This window comes from Streptomyces sp. NBC_00775 (assembly GCF_036347135.1).
GTDB lineage: Bacteria > Actinomycetota > Actinomycetes > Streptomycetales > Streptomycetaceae > Streptomyces > Streptomyces lutosisoli.
In genome coordinates, this window is record NZ_CP108938.1 from 2,027,244 (window position 1) to 2,043,676 (window position 16,433).

Consider the following 16,433-nt stretch of genomic DNA (forward strand, 5'->3'; position numbering starts at 1 on the left):
CCGTTCCGTAGGCCCTCGCGGGCCGGTGTCGACACCGGCCCAAACGCCCAAGTATCAATCACCGGGATCATCCACCCCACCAGCGGGTCCCGCGCGCGGTGGACTTCTCCCCCGGCGGCACGTCCCTCTCGGTGACGACTGCGGGCCTCGGTGGCACGGCGAGGCCCGCGCGGGGCGCGAGTCAGTGGGTCACGGACGGACCAGGGCAGTCACCGGCGTACGGGGAGGGGTCACGGACGGACGAGGAGCTGGAACTCGAAGGAGTAGCGCGAGGCCCGGTAGATGTGGGTGCCGAACTCGACGGCCCGGCCCGTGTCGTCGAAGGTCGTGCGCTGCATGGTGAGCAGCGGTGCGCCGGCCGGTTCGCCGAGCCGCTCGCCCTCCTCCGCGCTGGCCGCGCGGGCTCCGACGGACTGCCGGGCGCTGTGCAGGGTGATGCCCGCCGCGCGCATCAGCCGGTACAGCCCGGTGGCCTCCATCTGGTCGCTGTCCAGCTCCAGCAGGTCGGGGGGCAGATAGTTGCAGAGGTACGCCATCGGCTCCCCGTGGGAGAGGCGCAGCCGCTCGACACGGTGTACGTCGCTGCCCTCGGCCACGCCCAGCGCGGCCGCGACCTCGGCGGACGCCGGTACGACGGTGTTGAGGACCACCTGGGTCGCCGGACGCTGGCCCGCCGATTCCAGGTCGTCGTAGAGGCTGCTGAGCTCCATCGGGCGCTTGACCTGGCTGTGTACGACCTGGGTGCCCACGCCTCGGCGCCGTACGAGCAGGCCCTTGTCGACGAGGGACTGGATGGCCTGGCGGACCGTGGGCCGGGACAGCCCGAGCCGCCCGGCGAGCTCGATCTCGTTGCCCAGGAGGCTGCCCGGAGTCAGCGTCCCGTGCTCGATCGCGGCCTCCAGCTGTTGGGACAACTGGAAGTAGAGCGGGACCGGACTGCTGCGGTCGACGCTGAGCTGGAGCGACACGGTCGGATCGACGTCTGGTTTCGGCACGGGCCGAGCGTAGCCCCGGGAGATGTTGACGGGAAGTTGTGAAGTTCGATTGTCCGGACAAACCATTGACACGGTGCCAGGTTCGCCCACACTGTTCCCATGCGCATCGGACTTATCGGAGCGGGTCGTATCGGTACATTTCACGCGGCCACTCTCAGCCGTCACCGTGAGGTCGGCGGCTCCCTCATCGTCACCGACGCGGACACCGCGCGGGCCCATCGGCTGGCGGACCGGCTGGGCGCGACGGCGGCGCCCAGCGTGGACGAGATCTTCACCTGGGGTGTGGACGCGGTGGTCATCACCGCGGCGACTTCGGCCCACTCCGAACTGATCGGTCGGGCAGCACGGTCCGGGCTCCCGGTCTTCTGCGAGAAGCCCATCGCCCTCGATCTGCAGGGCACGCTGGCCGCGCTCGCCGAGGTCGACGCCGCCGGGACGGTACTGCAGCTGGGCTTCCAGCGCCGCTTCGACACGGGCTACACGGCGGCGCGCGAGGCGGTGCGGTCGGGACGGCTCGGGCGGCTGCACACGGTCCGGGCGATGACGTCCGACCAGTCGCCGCCCCCGGCCGACTACCTTCCGCTCTCCGGTGGGCTCTACCGGGACTGTCTGATCCACGACTTCGACATACTGCGCTGGGTCACCGGTCACGAGGTCACCGAGGTGTACGCGACCGGGTCGGACGCCGGGCCCGCGATGTTCCGCGAGGCGGGTGACATCGACACCGCCGCGGCCGTTCTCACCCTTGACGACGGGACGCTGGCCACGGCTACGGCGACTCGGCTGAACGGTGCCGGTTACGACGTCCGGATGGAGCTCGCCGGAGAACTGGACCAGATCGCCGTCGGTCTCGACGACCGGACACCGATCGCGTCCACCGAACCGGCCGGGCCGCCGCCTGCCGACAAGCCGTGGATGGGGTTCCTGGAGCGGTTCGGACCCGCGTACGAGGCCGAGCTCTCGGCGTTCGTCGAGGTCGTGCGTGGTGAGCGGGGCAATCCGTGCGACGGGCGTGAGGCGCTGGAGGCGTTGCGTATCGCCGAGGCCTGTGTGGTGTCTCGGAGGGAGCGGCGGCCGGTGCGGCTCGCGGAGATCGCGGGCGCGCGCGACTGATCTCTGACCCCGGGACGGGTTGTGTGTCGGGTGCGGGTGGGTGGGGGCTGATCCAAAAGATTGCGCAGTTCCCCGCGCCCCTGAAAGGGGCGCGGGGAACTGCGCGAGCAACCCCCACCGGCCCGCAGACGACGAACCATTTGTTACCAGCGGAGCGGCAGGTGGCGCAGGCCGCGCATCAGCATGCCGGACAGCCAGTCCCCGGGCGGCCCGTCGAGGGCGAGATCCGGGCACCGCTCCAGCAGCGAGCGCAGCGCGACACGGGCTTCGAGTCGGGCCAGCGGGGCGCCCAGGCAGTAGTGGATGCCGTGGCCGAAGGCGAGATGGCCCTGTGGGGCGCGGTGGATGTCGAAACGGTGCGGGTCAGGGCAGTACGCCGCGTCGCGGTTGGCCGCGTCGAGGCCGATCATGACAGGGTCACCCTCCGCGATGGACTTCCCGCCGATCTCCATCGGCTCGGCCGCGTAGCGGTACGTCGCCGTCTCGACGGGTCCTTCGAAGCGCAGCATTTCCTCCACCGCGCCGTCCAGGAGGGTCATGTCGGCGCGCAGCGCGGCGAGTTGGTCCGGGTGGGTGAGCAGGGTGTGCACCCCGGTGGTGATCAGGTTGACCGTCGTCTCATGGCCCGCGACCAGCAGGATGAAGGCCATCGCGCGCAGCTCGTCGCCGGAGAGCCGGTCGCCGTCCTCCGCGCGGGTGCGGATGAGGGCGCTGAGCAGGTCGTCGGCCGGTGCCGTGCAGCGCTTGTCCTCGATCAACTCGTCCAGATACGTGGCCAGTTGCTGCATGGCGGCGAGTTCGCTGCCTCCGCCGGACGGTGCCACGATCTCGCTCGACAGGGCGCGGAAGGCGACCCGGTCGATGTCCGGGATGCCCAGGAGCTCGCAGATGACCGTCATGGGCAGCGGATAGGCGAAGGAGTCCACGAGGTCGGCGCCGCCCTTCGGCAGCATCTCGTCCAGGAGTTCGTCAGTGATCTGCTGGACGCGCGGGCGCAGCGCCTCCACGCGTCGCATGGTGAACGCGCCCGCGACGAGCGAGCGCAGCCGGGTGTGCTCGGGCGGGTCGGTGATCAGCACATACCGGCCCATCAGCTCCTCGTCGAGTGAGTTCAGCCCCCTCTTGGTGATGTCCTTGGACAGCCTCGGGTCGGCGAGCGCGGCCCGCGCCTCCTCGTACCCGACGACGAGCCAGCCCTCGTACTCGCCCGGGGGCGGTGTCCGCACCCAGTGGACGGGACCTCGCTCGCGCAGCGCCGCGTACACCGGATACGGGTCTCTCGTGAACCCCGTCCCGTACTCCCCCAGATCGATCATGGTTCCCCTCCCGTTGCCCCGAACAACGCCTGCGGCCCCCGATCAGTGCCCGTCCTCCTCCAGGAGCCCGGCGTCGTACGTCAACAGGGCGATCTGCACACGGTTGTTGAGGTCGAGCTTGGCGAGGATGCGGGAGACGTGGGTCTTGACGGTGGCGACGCTCATGAACAGCTCGGCGGCGATCTCGGCGTTCGACCTGCCCTGCCCCACCGCGACGGCGACCTCGCGTTCGCGGTCGTTGAGGGCGGCGACGCGGTCGCGGGCGGTGGTACGGCGGGTGTCGGGCGCGCCGCCGGCCGCGTGCTCGATCAACTGGCGGGTGACGGAGGGCGACAGCACGGGATCACCGGCCGCGACACGTCGTACCGCCGCCAGGATCTCCGCGGGCGGGGTGTCCTTCAGCACGAACCCGGCGGCTCCCGCGCGCAGTGCCCGCAGCACCTGGTCGTCGGCGTGGAAGGTGGTCAGGACCACGACCTGGGGGGCCTCCGGACGGCCGCGCAGCCGCTCCGTGGCGGTGAGTCCGTCGACCGTCGGCATCCGGATGTCCATGAGGACGACGTCCGGCCGGGTGCGGTCGACGAGCGCCTCCACCTCGCTGCCGTCGGCGGCCTCCCCGACGATCTCGATGTCGTCGGCGCCGCCCATCATGAAGGACAGGCCGGCTCTCACCAGGGGATCGTCGTCGACGAGGAGCAGTCGGATCGCAGTCATGGGACCCACCTAACCAGGTCGTCGGCCCCCGTACAGGAAGCCCCCGATCAGGACGCCCGCCCCCGTACCGGGCGTCCCCGGTCAGCTCGCCGCGGGCCCGCGCGCACCGCCGACCTGACGGACTTCCCGGCCATCTGACGGACTGCTCCGGCCGTCCTCCCCGCCCCCTCCGGGCCGCCGCACACTCACCAGTGCGTCGTCGGCCGACAACGCGTCCAAGAGCTCCCCGGTGAGCTCGCCGATGCCTTCCCGTGCTTTGAAGAGAGGTTTGCCCGATGGCTCGCAGCGTCCTTCCCTTGCCGCCCGGTTCCGACTCGGAGTGGCAGACGGAACTGCTCGATCTCGACGCCTACTTGGCCCGTATCGGATACGACGGGCCCCGCACCCCCACCCTGGAGACCCTGCGCCGGCTGCACCGCGCGCACGCCGACGCCATCAGCTGGGAGATCGTGGACTCGGCCGTGGGCCGGCGTATCGCGCTCGACATCGAGAGCGTGCAGGAGAAGATCGTGGGCCGCGGTCAGGGCGGCTGCTGCCTGGAGAGCAACCTGCTGTTCGCGGCTGCGCTCGACCGGCTCGGCTTCCCGCTGGTGCGCCACCTCGCCCGGGTGCGCCGGGGCACACAGACCGTCCGTACCCGCTCCCACGCCGTGCTGCTGGTGGAGGTGGAGGGTGAACTCTGGTTCGCCGACCCCGGTTTCGGCGACGAGAGCCCCCTGGAGCCCCTGCCGTTCCGGCACGACGCCGCCGTGACCGTCGGCGACTGGACCTGGCGGCTGCAGCGCGACGAGGACGACTGGGTGCTGCAGAGCCTGCACTCCGACGGCTGGTTCGACGTGTACGCCTGGCAGTTGGAGCCGCACTACTTCCTCGACTTCGACATGGTGAACCACTTCTCGTACGCGGACCCGCGGTCGGTGTTCATGCCGCCGGGCGGACTCAGCCATCTGATCGCGCAGCGCGGCGACGACAAGACCCGGCTCGTCCTGAAGAACCAGGTGCTCACCACGCAGTACCCGGACGGCCGTCTGGAGCACGTCGAGCTGACCGCGGACGAGATCGTCGAGACCCTGCGGGACGCCTTCAAGCTCACCATCCAGCCCGCGGACGCGGAGTTCCTGCGGGAGCGCTTCGCCGCGCACCCCGCCGCCGGGACGTCCGCCCAGAAGTCCGCCAAGTAGTCGCGGGGCGGTCCGCCCGGCAATCGAGGCAATCGAGGAGAGAGACGCAATGCCCCGGATTCCTGTACGGCGCAGTGGGCTGTATCTCGGCGTGGTCGCCGAGCATGCGGCGGCCAAGCACGGCGCCACACCGCTGACGCTCGACCACGACCTGGACGTCCTGCCCGGTACCGGCCGGGAGCTGACCGTTCGTCAACTCGCTGAGCACGTGGACGACATGGCGGCCCGGCTGTGGGCCGCCGGCGTCCGGCCCGGCGCCCATGTCGCCATCCACAAGACGTCCAACTTCGACATCTACATCCTGGCCAGCGGCGCGTCCCGGATCGGTGCCGTGCCCGTGATGCTGTCCCCCGCGTTGCCCGGGGACAGTGTCGCCGCGCTCCTCGGCCGCCTGAAGCGGCCCTATCTGGTGACGGACGTCGCGAAGCTCGACGGCTCGCTGGCGGACTTCCCGCTGGCGGAGCTGACCGAGCGGGTCGTGCTGGCCGCCGGACACCGCGAGGGCGCGGTCTCGCTGACCGCACTCGCGGGCGCGCCCCGGCAGAAGCCGGTGTTCAACGACCCCGACCGGCCGGCGCTGATGACCCACACGTCCGGCACCACGGGACTGCCGAAGCTCGTCGTGCACTCGGCGCGCACGCTGCGCGGCCGGTTCCGCCCGCAGAACCGGCTCGCCGCGCTGATCCGCAGGCGGGAGACCGTCGCCGTACACGTGTCGTTCGTGCACTCGCGGATGTTCCTGGCGATGGCGGTGCTGCTGCCGCGGGCCATGCCGGTGGTGATCATGGAGGACGGGGATCCGGAGAAGACCGCCGAGCTGTTCGCGCGGACCCGGCCGGGATTCCTGGAGACCCACCCCAACTCCTTCCTGGAGTGGGAGGAGATCGCCGACGACCCGCGCAGGCCGTTCGCCAACGTCAAGTACTTCAGCAGTACGTTCGACGCGATCCACCCGGGCACGATGGACCGTCTCCTGAAGGCCTCCGAGCGGCGCGCCCCGCTGTTCTTCCAGATCTACGGGCAGAGCGAGTGCGGCCCGCTGGTCGGCCGCGGCTACACGCGCAGGAACGCCCACAAGGCCAACGGCCGCTGCCTGGGCTACGCCATGCCGGGCATCACCAAGTTCCGGCTGGTGGGGCGCGGGGGCAAGCGCCCGTCGAGGGCCAACCCCGGGTACATCGACGTCTACACGCCGGGCCGTGCGGTGACGTACTACGGAGAGAAGGAGCGTTTCGAGAAGCAGGCGATCGGCACCTGGTGGCGCGGGATGGACATCGGCTACCGCAGCAAGTGGGGCTGTCTGCATCTACTGGACCGCGAGGTCGACCACATACCGGGTGTGCACAGCACCCTGGAGGTGGAGGACGCGGTCCTGGCGAAGCTGCCGGAGCTGACCGAACTGGTCCTCGTACCGGGTCCCGGGCAGGAGCCGGTGCCGGTGGTGAGCACCCGCAAGGACGTGCCGCTGGACCCCGAGCGCTGGCGCGCGGCCGCCGCGGACTACCCGCAGCTCGCCGCCCCGGTGCAGCTGTCGCTGAGCGAACTGCCGCGTACGGCCACGATGAAGGTGCAGCGGATCGAGCTCGCGCGCCGGCTCCAGGAGCAGACGTGAGCGCGCGACCCGTGGTGCGGGCCGACGTCGACGTGCTCGTCGTCGGCGGCGGCCCCACCGGTCTGCTGGCCGCCTGTGAGCTGCTCAGGCGCGGGGTGCGGGTGCGGATCGTCGACCGGGCCGCGGAGCCCATGACCGTGCCGAAGGCGCTGTCGCTGTGGCCGCGCGCCATGGACATCCTCGAAGACCTCGGAGTCGGCGAGGAGTTGAAGGGGTCCTCGAACCGGATCAACGCCTTCTCCTACTTCTCCGGCGGCCGCCCGCTGGCCACCTTCGGCTTCGCCGAGGACCTGGCCTCGCGCACCCTCCCGCAGCCCGTGACCGAGGGCCTGCTCACGGCCCGGCTGCACGAGCTGGGCGGCAAAGTCGAGCGTGGGGTGCGGCTGTTGTGCCTCGACGGTGTGGACTTCTCCGGGCGGATCGACGCCACGGACGGGGTGACCGCCCTGCTGGAGCATCCCGACGGCACCCTGGAGCGCACGCACGTGCCGTGGGTGATCGGCGCCGACGGGGCGGGCAGTTCGGTCCGCGGCCAGCTCGGCATCGGCTTTCACGGCAGTACGTACGAGATGGCGTTCGCGCTGATCGACACGCGGATCGAGGGCGAACTGCCCACGGACCAGGTGCTGTACTACCAGGCGCCGACGGGCACGCTGGTGATCGTGCCGATGCCGGACGGTGTCTTCCGGTTCCTGTCGGTGATGCCGAAGGGCGGCGGCGAGGTCACCGTCGCGATGATGCAGCGGATCCTGGACGAGCGGGGCCCGCGCGGGGTGCGGATCACCGAGCCGGTGTGGCAGACCGTCTTCCGGGTGCACGCCCGGCACGCCACCGACTTCCAGCGCGGCCGGGTCTTCCTGATGGGCGACGCGGCCCACGTCCACAGCCCGGCCGGCGGGCAGGGCATGAACAACGGCCTCCAGGACGCGCACAACCTCGCCTGGAAGCTGGCCGCGGTCGTCCACGGCAGCTCCCCGGCCGAACTGCTCCTGAGCTACGGCCCCGAGCGCGCCGAGGCGACCCGTCGCATCGTCCGCGACACGGATCTGCAGACCCGGGCGTGGATGGCGGGGAGCCGCCCGAAGGTGCTGGCCCGGGACGCCGCGTTCCGGCTGCTCGACCGCACCGGACTGGTGTCCCGGCTGTACGCGCCCGTGATGGCGGGGCGCAGGCTGGCCTACCGGCCCGAGCGGGAGAGCCAGGTGCCCTCCGGCCGGCGCGGCTGCGGTCCGCGCGCCCTGAAGCCCGGTTCCGTCTTCCCGCGGCCGCTCGCCGTGTCGTACGGGATCGCGGGCCCCGAAGTGGACCCGAACGCCTGGACGCTGGCGGTCAGCGGACCTGACGTACTCGCAGAGGCGGAGCAATTCGCCGAAGGCCACCCGCGGTTGAGGGTGGTGCGGCTGCGCAAGGAGCGGGCCGCGCCGCTCACCGGCTGCCGGCGGGCGGGCTACCACCTGATCCGACCGGACGGACACGTGGCGGCGCACGGCCACGCGCGGGACCTGGACCGGCTGCGTGCCGAACTCGCCGTCGCGTTCACGCCCTAGGCCCTGTCGGCCTACGCCCCGGACTGACCTCTCATTGGAGTACGCACATGGGTACCACGGTCGCCATCGCCTACCACTCCGGATTCGGGCACACCACGGTCCTCGCCGAGGCGGTGCGCGACGGGGTGGCCGACGCGGGTGCCGACGCCGTGCTGATCGCGGTGGACGGCATCACCGAGGAGGAGTGGGCCGCGCTGGACGCCGCGGACGCGATCGTCTTCGGCTCCCCGACGTACATGGGGTCCGCGTCCGCCGCCTTTCACGTCTTCGCCGAGTCGACGTCGAAGCGGTGGGCGGCGCGGGCCTGGAAGGACAAAGTGGCCTCGGGCTTCACCGTGGCGGGCGCGATGAACGGGGACAAGCTGCACACGCTGCAGTACTTCGCCATCCTCGCCTCGCAGCACGGCATGCACTGGGTCAACCTGGACCTGACGCCGGGCTGGTGCTCCTCGACCGGCTCCGAGCACGATCTGAACCGGCTCGGCATCACGCTCGGCGCCGGCGCCCAGGCCAACACCGACCAGGGCCCGGAGGCGGTCACCAAGGCCGACGCGGAGACCGCCCGGCATCTCGGCCGGCGGGTCGCCACGGTGGCCAAGGCCTTCGCGGGGGTGGCACGTTGAGCGCCCCCGGCATCACCGCGCTCGTCGTCCTCGACAACGAACTGCTCAGCCACGGCGTCCGCTCCATGCTGAAGAGCATCCCCACCATGGGATCGGTGTGGGCCTGCGGCAAGGCGGCGGAGGCGCTCGCGCTGCTGCCCGCGCAGCGGCCCGACATCGTGTTCTGTCTGGGCTCGGGCCCCGACACCCCCGCTCTGGTGCGGGGAGCCGTCCAGCACGGCGCCAAGGCCCTGCTGCTGCTCGAAGGCCCGGACCCGGACGCCGTCGACGAAGCCACCCTGCTCGCCGCCCACGGGTTTCTGATGCAGGCGGACGTGACCGTCGAGAAGCTCCGTGAAGCGCTGGACCGGGTGCACTCCGGAGATATTCCACTGCCACCCGGAATGGCCCGCACGCTCATGTCGCGACAGACGCGGCGGCCCGCCCGCAGAATTTCCCTCACCCCCCGGGAAGGAGAGGTGCTTCATCTGCTCGCCGAAGGTCTGAGCAATAAGCAGATAGCCCGGAGACTCGGAATTTCCGAGCACGGAATAAAACGTCACGTCACCAACCTACTGGCCAAGCTCAATTCACCCAACCGGACACTGGCGGTCGCCCTTGCCCTCCAAGAAGGGCTGATCAGGGCCGCACAGCCAGCATGATCCGCACATCTCCCGAATGGCGTGCCGCACTCGCGGCACGCCATTCTTCGGTTTTCCCGACAGGGGTGCACACCCTACCCATTCGGGTACCCCGACCGAGCAGTCCACAAGTGCATTACCGCCGACTCCCAAATGCGCGATTCTATTTGTGCGGCAAGGAAATCCGGACCGACTCCCAAAAGGACGGGCCGGAAGGCCGAAAGCCCAGAAGGCCCCGGCTGTTCCGCAGGGCAGGGGAGGCGGCTCCACGCGAGCCGCCCCCGGCCCCCACCGTCCCGCCCAGGAAACTCGACAACAGGAGTCGCGTCCGATGGAACTCACCAAGAAGACCTCGCACGGTGTCGGCATCAAGGCCGTCGGCGGCCGCATCCCGGACCGGGTGGTCACCAACGCCGAACTGGAGGAGCTGCTCGACACCACCGACGAATGGATCAGCAAGTTCATCGGCATCAAGGAACGACGCTGGTCCGCCCCGGACGAGTGGACCTCCGACCTCGGCGCCGCCGCCCTCCTCGACGCCTGTGAGCGCGCGGGGGTCAGCCCGGACTCGCTCGACCTGGTCATCTGCGGTACCTACACGCCGGACCACATGATCCCGGCCGCGGCCGTGGGCATCATGCGCAAGGCCGGCATCCAGGGGGTGCCCGGCTTCGACGTGAACAGCGGCGGCTGCCCCGGCGGGGTCTTCGCCCTCGACGTGGGCGCCAAGTTCGTGAAGTCCGGTGACTACCGCCGCGTCGCGGTCGTGCTCGCCGACGTCAACACCAAGCTCTTCGACCCCGAGGACCGCACGGTGGGCGTCATCTTCGGTGACGGCGCCGCCTGCTACCTGCTGGAGCCGACCGCTCCCGGCACCGGGGTCGGTTCGGCGCTGCTGGCCAGCGACCCCAGCTCGTACCACACGGCGTATGTGAAGCGCGAGGAGCGGACCTGGCCGGACGGCACCCCCAAGCTGTCGGCGTTCGGCAACAACTACTCGTACATGCACGGCCGTTCGGTCCGTGACTTCGCTCTGGAGCACATCCCGGGCTTCGTCGAGCAGCTGGTCAAGGCGGAGGGGATGACGGTCGAGGACATCGACCTGATCATCTTCCACCAGGCCAACTACCACATGATCGAGGCCCTGATGGAGAAGGTGGGGCTGCCCTGGGAGCGTACGTTCACGACGGTCGAGCGGTACGGCAACACCTCGGGCGCGGGTGTCCCGCTGGCCCTGCGCGACGCGATCGACGCGGGCCGCGTCAAGCCGGGCGACAACGTCGTGCTCGTCTCCTTCGGGGCCGGCATGAGCCACGGCGGTACGGTCATCCGCTGGGCCGCGGAAGACGACTTCCTGCTGGGTTCCTGAGATGACGTTCGCCATGGTCGCTGAACTCCCGGTCGGGAGCAGGGAGTTCAGCACGATCCGGGTCACCTGGGGCGGCGGGGTGGCGCACATCCTCCTCGACCGCCCCGAGCGGCGGAACGCCATCGATCTGACGCTCGCCCGCGAACTGCTGGACGCGGTGCACCTGGAGCCGGTGGCCCGGGCCCGGTGCGTGCTGCTCTCCGGCGCCGGCGCGCACTTCTGTGTCGGCGGCGACCTGAAGAGCTTCCGCGCACAGCCGGACATCCCCGGTCACCTCCTGGAGGTGACCAGCCATCTGCACGCGGCGCTCGCCCGGCTGGTCGCGAACGACGCCCCCCTCGTGGTGGCGGCCGGCGGCCATGTCGCGGGTGCCGGGCTCGGGGTCGCCTGCCTCGCGGACGTGCTGCTCACCGAGGAGGGCGCCACCTTCCGATCGGCGTACGCGGCGCTCGGGCTCACCCCGGACGCGGCCACCAGCCATCAGCTCCCCCAGCTCGTCGGATTGCGCCGGGCCCAGCGGATGACACTGCTCGGCCATGTACTGAAGGCCGAGGAGGCCGTCGAGTGGGGGCTGTGCACCGAGGTCGTACCGGCCGGGCGGCTCGCCGAGCGGGCCCGGCAGATCGCCGAGCAGCTCGCCGCGGGACCCACCCGCGCCTTCGGCGAGAGCGCACGGCTGCTGCGCGCGGCGTCACGCCGGGCGCTCGCCGAGCATCTGGAGGACGAGTCGACGACGCTGCGGGCCACCGCGCGCACCACGGACGCGGCCGAGGGCATCGCGGCGTTCGTCGAACGCAGGCCCGCCGCGTTCCAAGGGCACTGACGCCAACGGCCCCACTGAGGTCAACAGCCCATGGCCCCCGTGCCTGGGCGGGCCCGGGCCACCGAGACCCCACGGCACCGAGACACGTACCGGAAGAGACGAGGAGTCATGAACATCGAAGGGAACGTCGCCCTCATCACGGGCGGCACCTCGGGCCTGGGACTCGCCCTGGCCCGGCGGCTGCTCGCCGCGGGGGCCCAGGTCGTGCTGACCGGCCGCGACGCCGAGCGGGGCGCGAAGGCGGCGGCCGAACTCGGCCACGACATCGGCTTCGTGCGGGGCGACGTCTCCCGCGAGGAGGACGTCGAGGCCGCGGTCGCCGAGGCGGTGCGCAGGGGCCGCCTCGGTATCGCGGTCAACTGCGCGGGCTCCGCCCGGACGGGCCGGGTCCTGGGCCGTGGAGGCCCGCTGCCGGCCGCCGACTTCGAGGAGGTCGTCCGCGTCAATCTGCTCGGCACCTTCAATGTCGTACGACTGGCGGCCGGGGCGATGGCCGGCAATGAGCCGCAGGACGGCGACCGGGGTGTGGTGGTGTGCACGGCGTCCATCGCGGCCTTCGACGGCATGGCGGGACAGGCGGCCTACGCGGCGTCCAAGGCGGGCGTCACCGGTATGACGCTGCCGCTCGCACGGGATCTGGCCAAGCACGCGATCCGGGTGGTGACCGTGGCACCGGGGCTGTTCGAGACTCCGATGGTCGCGGGCCTGCGCGACGACATGCGGGCCTCGCTGGTGGCGCAGACTCCGCACCCCGGGCGCATGGGCAGGCCCGACGAGTTCGCCTCGCTGGTCACCCATGTCGTGGAGAACCCGATGCTCAACGGTGAGGTCATCCGGCTGGACGGGGCGGTACGTCTCGGTGTCGCGTGAGACGCACCGCCACCGCCTTCCCGCGCTCGGGTCAGCCGCTCAGGCAGCCGCCGGGTCCGGGCCGCGCGCCTCTCAAGCAGCGGCCGGCGAGGCCGTGTTGCGCAGCTCCGCGGTGAACCCGGTACGCCAGGTGGGGTACCGCGGGGTCCAGTCGAGCTGCAGCTTGGCGCGGGCGTTGTCCGCGCCGCGCAGCTGGGTCATGAAGGCGACGCCCCAGCCGCCGACCGCCATCCGGGCGAGCGCGGCAGGCGCGCCCTTGGGCTTGCGCGCGCCGAGGATGTCGGCGAGTTCGGGCAGCCAGACGTTCATCGGCGCGGGCTCGTCGTCCACCACGTTCAGTACGCCGCTGTAGTCGGACTTCAGCGCCGCGACCACCGCGGCGGCGGCGTCCCGGGTGTGGGTGAAGGAGAACGTCGCGGTACCGCCGCCGACCAGGGGCACCTTGCCCGCCCTCACCTGCTGGACGAACGAGCCGTCGGGGGCGTAGATCGTGCCCGGCCCGTAGAGGTGCCCGAGACGCAGTACGGCGCCTTCGGCGAGCAGCGTCTGCCGCTCCAGGTCACGCAGGGCGCCGAGCACCGGCACGAACTGCTTGGGCGGGTTCTTCCACAGCGGCGCCTCCTCGTCGGCGGCGCCCGTGCCGCTCGGGTCGTACGCGTAGGCGAGGCCCTGCGAGACGACCCGTTGTACGCCGATGTCGCGGGCGGCTTCGAGGAGGTTGCGGGTGCCTTCGGTGCGCAGCCGGTTGGTCAGTTCGAAGTCCTTGGCCAGGCGGCGCGGATTGATCTCGGCCGGGATGGCCGTGAGCATGTTGACGACGGCCTGCGGCGCGGCGGAGCGCAGCGCCTTGGCGACGGCCGCGCGGTCCAGGGCGTCGGCCTCGACGACCTTCGCGCCGAGCCGGTCGGCGGCCGTCGCGCTGCGTCCGGGACGGGACAGCACGACCACGTCGTGGCCCGCCGAGCGCAGCAGCGGCACCAGCTGCCGACCGATGACGCCGGTCCCGCCGGCGACGAGAACTTGCATGACAACTCCAGGAATCAGGCCCCGGCTGCCCGGGAACGATGGGTGACTTCAGGACGGGCGACGGTGCGCCGCTGCGACAGCTCGTCGATGTGATGCCGGTCACTGTCATCGGTGAACTCGCCGAGCTCGTGGGCGAGTTCGGCGAGCAGCGGCGGTGGTGCGTCGAGGAAGGCGTGGTGCCCGCCGGGCAGGGTGACGCGGCGGAAGGCGCCCTGCGCCGAGCAGGCCGCCCAGCCCGCCATCCGCTCCGGCGCCACCTGGTCGTCGTCGCGCCAGCCGATGGCGTGCACACCGACGGGCAGGGGCACCGGGAGTTGGACGCTGTAGCGCTGGGCGGCGGTGACGTCGGCCCGCAGTACGCGCAGCCCCGCGGTGAGGGTGGCGAGCGACTCCGCGCCGCCCATGACCCGGGTGAGTCTGCCGATCTCGGTGACGAGCTGCGCGTCGGTCATGCGCAGCAGCGGCCCCCATGGACCGTGGTGGGGCGCCACCTGGGAGGAGACGAAGAGCCTTGCCGGTAACGGCAGTTGCCGCCGGGCCAGCCGCACGGTGAGCGCGAAGGCCTGGAGCGCTCCGGTGCTGTGCCCGAGGAGGGCGAAGGGCCGGTCGAGCCAGGGCAGCAGCGCGTCGGCGGCCCGTGCGGCGAACGCCTCGTACGTGCCGTAGTGCTCCTCGCCCCGGCGCGCCTCGCGGCCCGGCGGCTGGACCCGGCAGAGTTCGGCGCCGCCGACGCGGTCCGGCCAGTGCCGGTAGGTCGAGGCACCGAGGCCCGGGTACGGAAAGCAGAACAGGCGGGCGGTGGCGTCCGGCGCGGGCGTACGGGACAGCCAGGGTTCGGTCCTCGGCCGCGCGGGCGGCTCAGCGGTGCCGCCGGCCATCGGGCATCCTGGGCATGGTTCGACCCCTTCCCCAGAGGGAATTTGACTTCCGTAGTCAAGTCCATGCACATCGGACAGTCAATCAAATCTGACACAGTGTGGCGGTCAGCTGCGGCACAGCACGTCGGAGCGGGTGCGACGGCAATAGGAGAGGAACAGACTTCGGCCATTGAGTCGGCAGCCTCATTGACACACTGACAAATGGCGGTAAACAAGAAGTCGCACCGTGCCCGCAACCACCCCCCATGCTGTGCAAGGGCATGTCAGTAAGCCCCTGGAGAAACATGAAACCGCCACTGAGCGTGTCCAGCGGCATCGGCCGGCGTCTGCGTGAACAGCGCCGGCGGCGCGGCCTCAACCAACAGGACCTGGCCTCCGAAGACATATCCGTCAGTTATGTGTCCCTGATCGAGACGGGCAAGAGAATGCCGTCGCCCGCGATCCTCGAAGCGCTCGCCGACCGCGTGGGCTGCTCCGTGGAGTATCTGCGCACCGGACGCGACGACAACCGCGGCAAGGAGCTCCGGCTCAAACTCGCGTTCGCGGACATCGCGCTGCGCAACGGGGCGTACGGCGAGGCCCTCCAGTCCTACGCCGAAGTCCTCGAGTCTGCCCCGCTCCTCGACGCGCCGGCGCTGCGCAGGGCGAAGCTCGGGCAGGCCCTGACCATGGAACGGCTGGGCCGCACCGAGCCCGCTCTCCACCTCCTGCACGCCCTCTACGAATCACCCGACACCACACCGGGCTCCGCCGAGTGGGCCCAGCTGGCGATCGCGCTGTGCCGTTGCTATCGCGCCGCCGGTGACCTGGACATGAGCATCGAGATAGGCGAGAAGGCCACCCGCACTCTCGACGATCTCGGGCTCGAGATGACGGACGACCATGTGCAGCTCGGCACCGCCCTGATGGGCTGCTACCAGCTGCGCGGCAACCTGCCCCGGGCTCATATGCTGGCCGCCCGGCTGGTCGAGACCGCGGACTCCACGGGTTCGCGGGCGACGCGCGGCTCGGCGTACTGGAACGCGGGCCTGGTCGCCCACTCCCGCGGCCGGACCAGTGAGGCGCTCGCCCTCATCGAGCGAGCCCTGGTGCTCATGGCGCAGACCGACAACGTCCGGCACCAGGCGATGCTCAAGGGTTCGTACGGCATCCTGCTGCTCGAATCCCATACGCCGGAGCCCGCGCGGGCACTGCGGCTCCTCAAGGAGGCGCGGCGCGATCTGGCCGAAGTCGGCACCGCCCTGGAGCGCGCGCTCGCCGAAATGGGCGTCGCCTGGGCCACGTTGAGGTGCGGTCGCGCCGAGGAGGCGGTGACGCTCGCCGAGCGGGCGCTGGGCCTGTTCAGCGCGCAGGACACCGTGGAGGTCGTCGAGGCGCGGTTCATCCTCGGTGAGGCGCTCTTCGCGACCGGGGAGGGCGGGCGCGGCGAGTCCGCGTTCCACGAGGCCGTACGGCAGTTGGGCCGGCTCACGCCGACCAGGAAGACGTCGAAGCTGTGGCGCAGGCTCGGCGACTTCTGGCAGCACCAGGGGCGGTCGGCCGAGGCACTGGGCGCCTATCAGCAGGCGCTGGCGGGGGTCGGGCTGCATCCGCTGCCGGCGCCCGAGCCGGTGCTGATGGAACACCTGCCCGCGATGGAGCCGGTGCCGACGGAACACCTGCCCGGGGCCGAGCCGGTGCCGACGGAACACGCGCCCGCGATCGAGCCGGTGCTGACCGAGCGGCAGCGCTGAGTCGTGCGGGCTC

The 16,433-nt window shown here is 71.2% G+C and carries 15 protein-coding genes; 10 read left to right on the forward strand and 5 right to left on the reverse strand.

From position 1 onward, the window contains the following. Positions 1–230 precede the first annotated feature (230 nt). Complete coding sequence (locus OIC96_RS09210) at positions 231–968, reverse strand: GntR family transcriptional regulator (RefSeq protein ID WP_330310340.1); 738 nt, start codon at positions 966–968, stop codon at positions 231–233. A 126-nt stretch (positions 969–1,094) separates the two neighbouring features. Between OIC96_RS09210 and OIC96_RS09215 the strand changes: the two genes are divergently transcribed. Further along, positions 1,095–2,108, forward strand: coding sequence for a Gfo/Idh/MocA family protein (locus OIC96_RS09215; protein WP_330308349.1), 1,014 nt, complete (start codon positions 1,095–1,097; stop codon positions 2,106–2,108). A 143-nt stretch (positions 2,109–2,251) separates the two neighbouring features. Here OIC96_RS09215 and OIC96_RS09220 read toward each other — a convergent pair whose 3' ends face one another. Then, complete coding sequence (locus OIC96_RS09220) at positions 2,252–3,424, reverse strand: cytochrome P450 family protein (protein WP_330308348.1); 1,173 nt, start codon at positions 3,422–3,424, stop codon at positions 2,252–2,254. 42 nt (positions 3,425–3,466) lie between these two features. Continuing rightward, positions 3,467–4,138, reverse strand: a complete 672-nt coding sequence (locus tag OIC96_RS09225) for a response regulator transcription factor (protein ID WP_330308347.1) — start codon at positions 4,136–4,138, stop codon at positions 3,467–3,469. Positions 4,139–4,413: 275 nt separating this feature from the next. Between OIC96_RS09225 and OIC96_RS09230 the strand changes: the two genes are divergently transcribed. From OIC96_RS09230 to OIC96_RS09265, 8 genes are all read left to right on the forward strand, one after another. After that, a complete protein-coding gene (locus tag OIC96_RS09230; protein WP_330308346.1) occupies positions 4,414–5,319 on the forward strand; it encodes an arylamine N-acetyltransferase family protein in 906 nt (301 codons plus the stop codon). A gap of 49 nt (positions 5,320–5,368) precedes the next feature. Further along, positions 5,369–6,931: a class I adenylate-forming enzyme family protein gene (locus OIC96_RS09235; RefSeq protein ID WP_330308345.1), complete on the forward strand. Its 1,563-nt coding sequence runs from the start codon at positions 5,369–5,371 to the stop codon at positions 6,929–6,931. Continuing rightward, entirely contained in the window at positions 6,928–8,478 is a 1,551-nt protein-coding gene (locus OIC96_RS09240; RefSeq protein WP_330308344.1) for an FAD-dependent monooxygenase, read from the forward strand. Before OIC96_RS09235 ends, OIC96_RS09240 begins: the two co-directional genes overlap by 4 nt. A gap of 47 nt (positions 8,479–8,525) precedes the next feature. Then, entirely contained in the window at positions 8,526–9,101 is a 576-nt protein-coding gene (locus tag OIC96_RS09245; protein ID WP_330308343.1) for a flavodoxin family protein, read from the forward strand. Then, positions 9,098–9,742 (forward strand): response regulator transcription factor, encoded by a 645-nt coding sequence (locus OIC96_RS09250; RefSeq protein WP_330308342.1) that lies wholly within the window; start codon positions 9,098–9,100, stop codon positions 9,740–9,742. The genes OIC96_RS09245 and OIC96_RS09250 overlap by 4 nt, the downstream gene beginning before the upstream one ends. A gap of 310 nt (positions 9,743–10,052) precedes the next feature. Then, positions 10,053–11,090 carry a 3-oxoacyl-ACP synthase III family protein gene (locus tag OIC96_RS09255; RefSeq protein ID WP_330308341.1) on the forward strand — a complete coding sequence of 346 codons (1,038 nt, stop codon included), beginning with the start codon at positions 10,053–10,055 and terminating at the stop codon, positions 11,088–11,090. Between the two features lies 1 nt (position 11,091). After that, on the forward strand, positions 11,092–11,913 hold the full coding sequence (locus OIC96_RS09260; RefSeq protein ID WP_330308340.1) for an enoyl-CoA hydratase/isomerase family protein: 822 nt from the start codon (positions 11,092–11,094) through the stop codon (positions 11,911–11,913). A gap of 108 nt (positions 11,914–12,021) precedes the next feature. Further along, complete coding sequence (locus tag OIC96_RS09265) at positions 12,022–12,783, forward strand: SDR family NAD(P)-dependent oxidoreductase (protein WP_330308339.1); 762 nt, start codon at positions 12,022–12,024, stop codon at positions 12,781–12,783. Between the two features lie 72 nt (positions 12,784–12,855). Here the strand turns inward: OIC96_RS09265 and OIC96_RS09270 are convergent, their stop codons facing one another. Both OIC96_RS09270 and OIC96_RS09275 read right to left on the reverse strand, forming a co-directional pair. Next, positions 12,856–13,809 (reverse strand): NAD-dependent epimerase/dehydratase family protein, encoded by a 954-nt coding sequence (locus tag OIC96_RS09270; RefSeq protein WP_330308338.1) that lies wholly within the window; start codon positions 13,807–13,809, stop codon positions 12,856–12,858. Between the two features lie 14 nt (positions 13,810–13,823). Further along, entirely contained in the window at positions 13,824–14,687 is an 864-nt protein-coding gene (locus OIC96_RS09275; protein ID WP_330308337.1) for a thioesterase II family protein, read from the reverse strand. A gap of 284 nt (positions 14,688–14,971) precedes the next feature. Between OIC96_RS09275 and OIC96_RS09280 the strand changes: the two genes are divergently transcribed. Next, positions 14,972–16,420, forward strand: a complete 1,449-nt coding sequence (locus OIC96_RS09280; RefSeq protein WP_330308336.1) for a helix-turn-helix domain-containing protein — start codon at positions 14,972–14,974, stop codon at positions 16,418–16,420. The last annotated feature ends 13 nt before the right edge of the window (positions 16,421–16,433 follow it).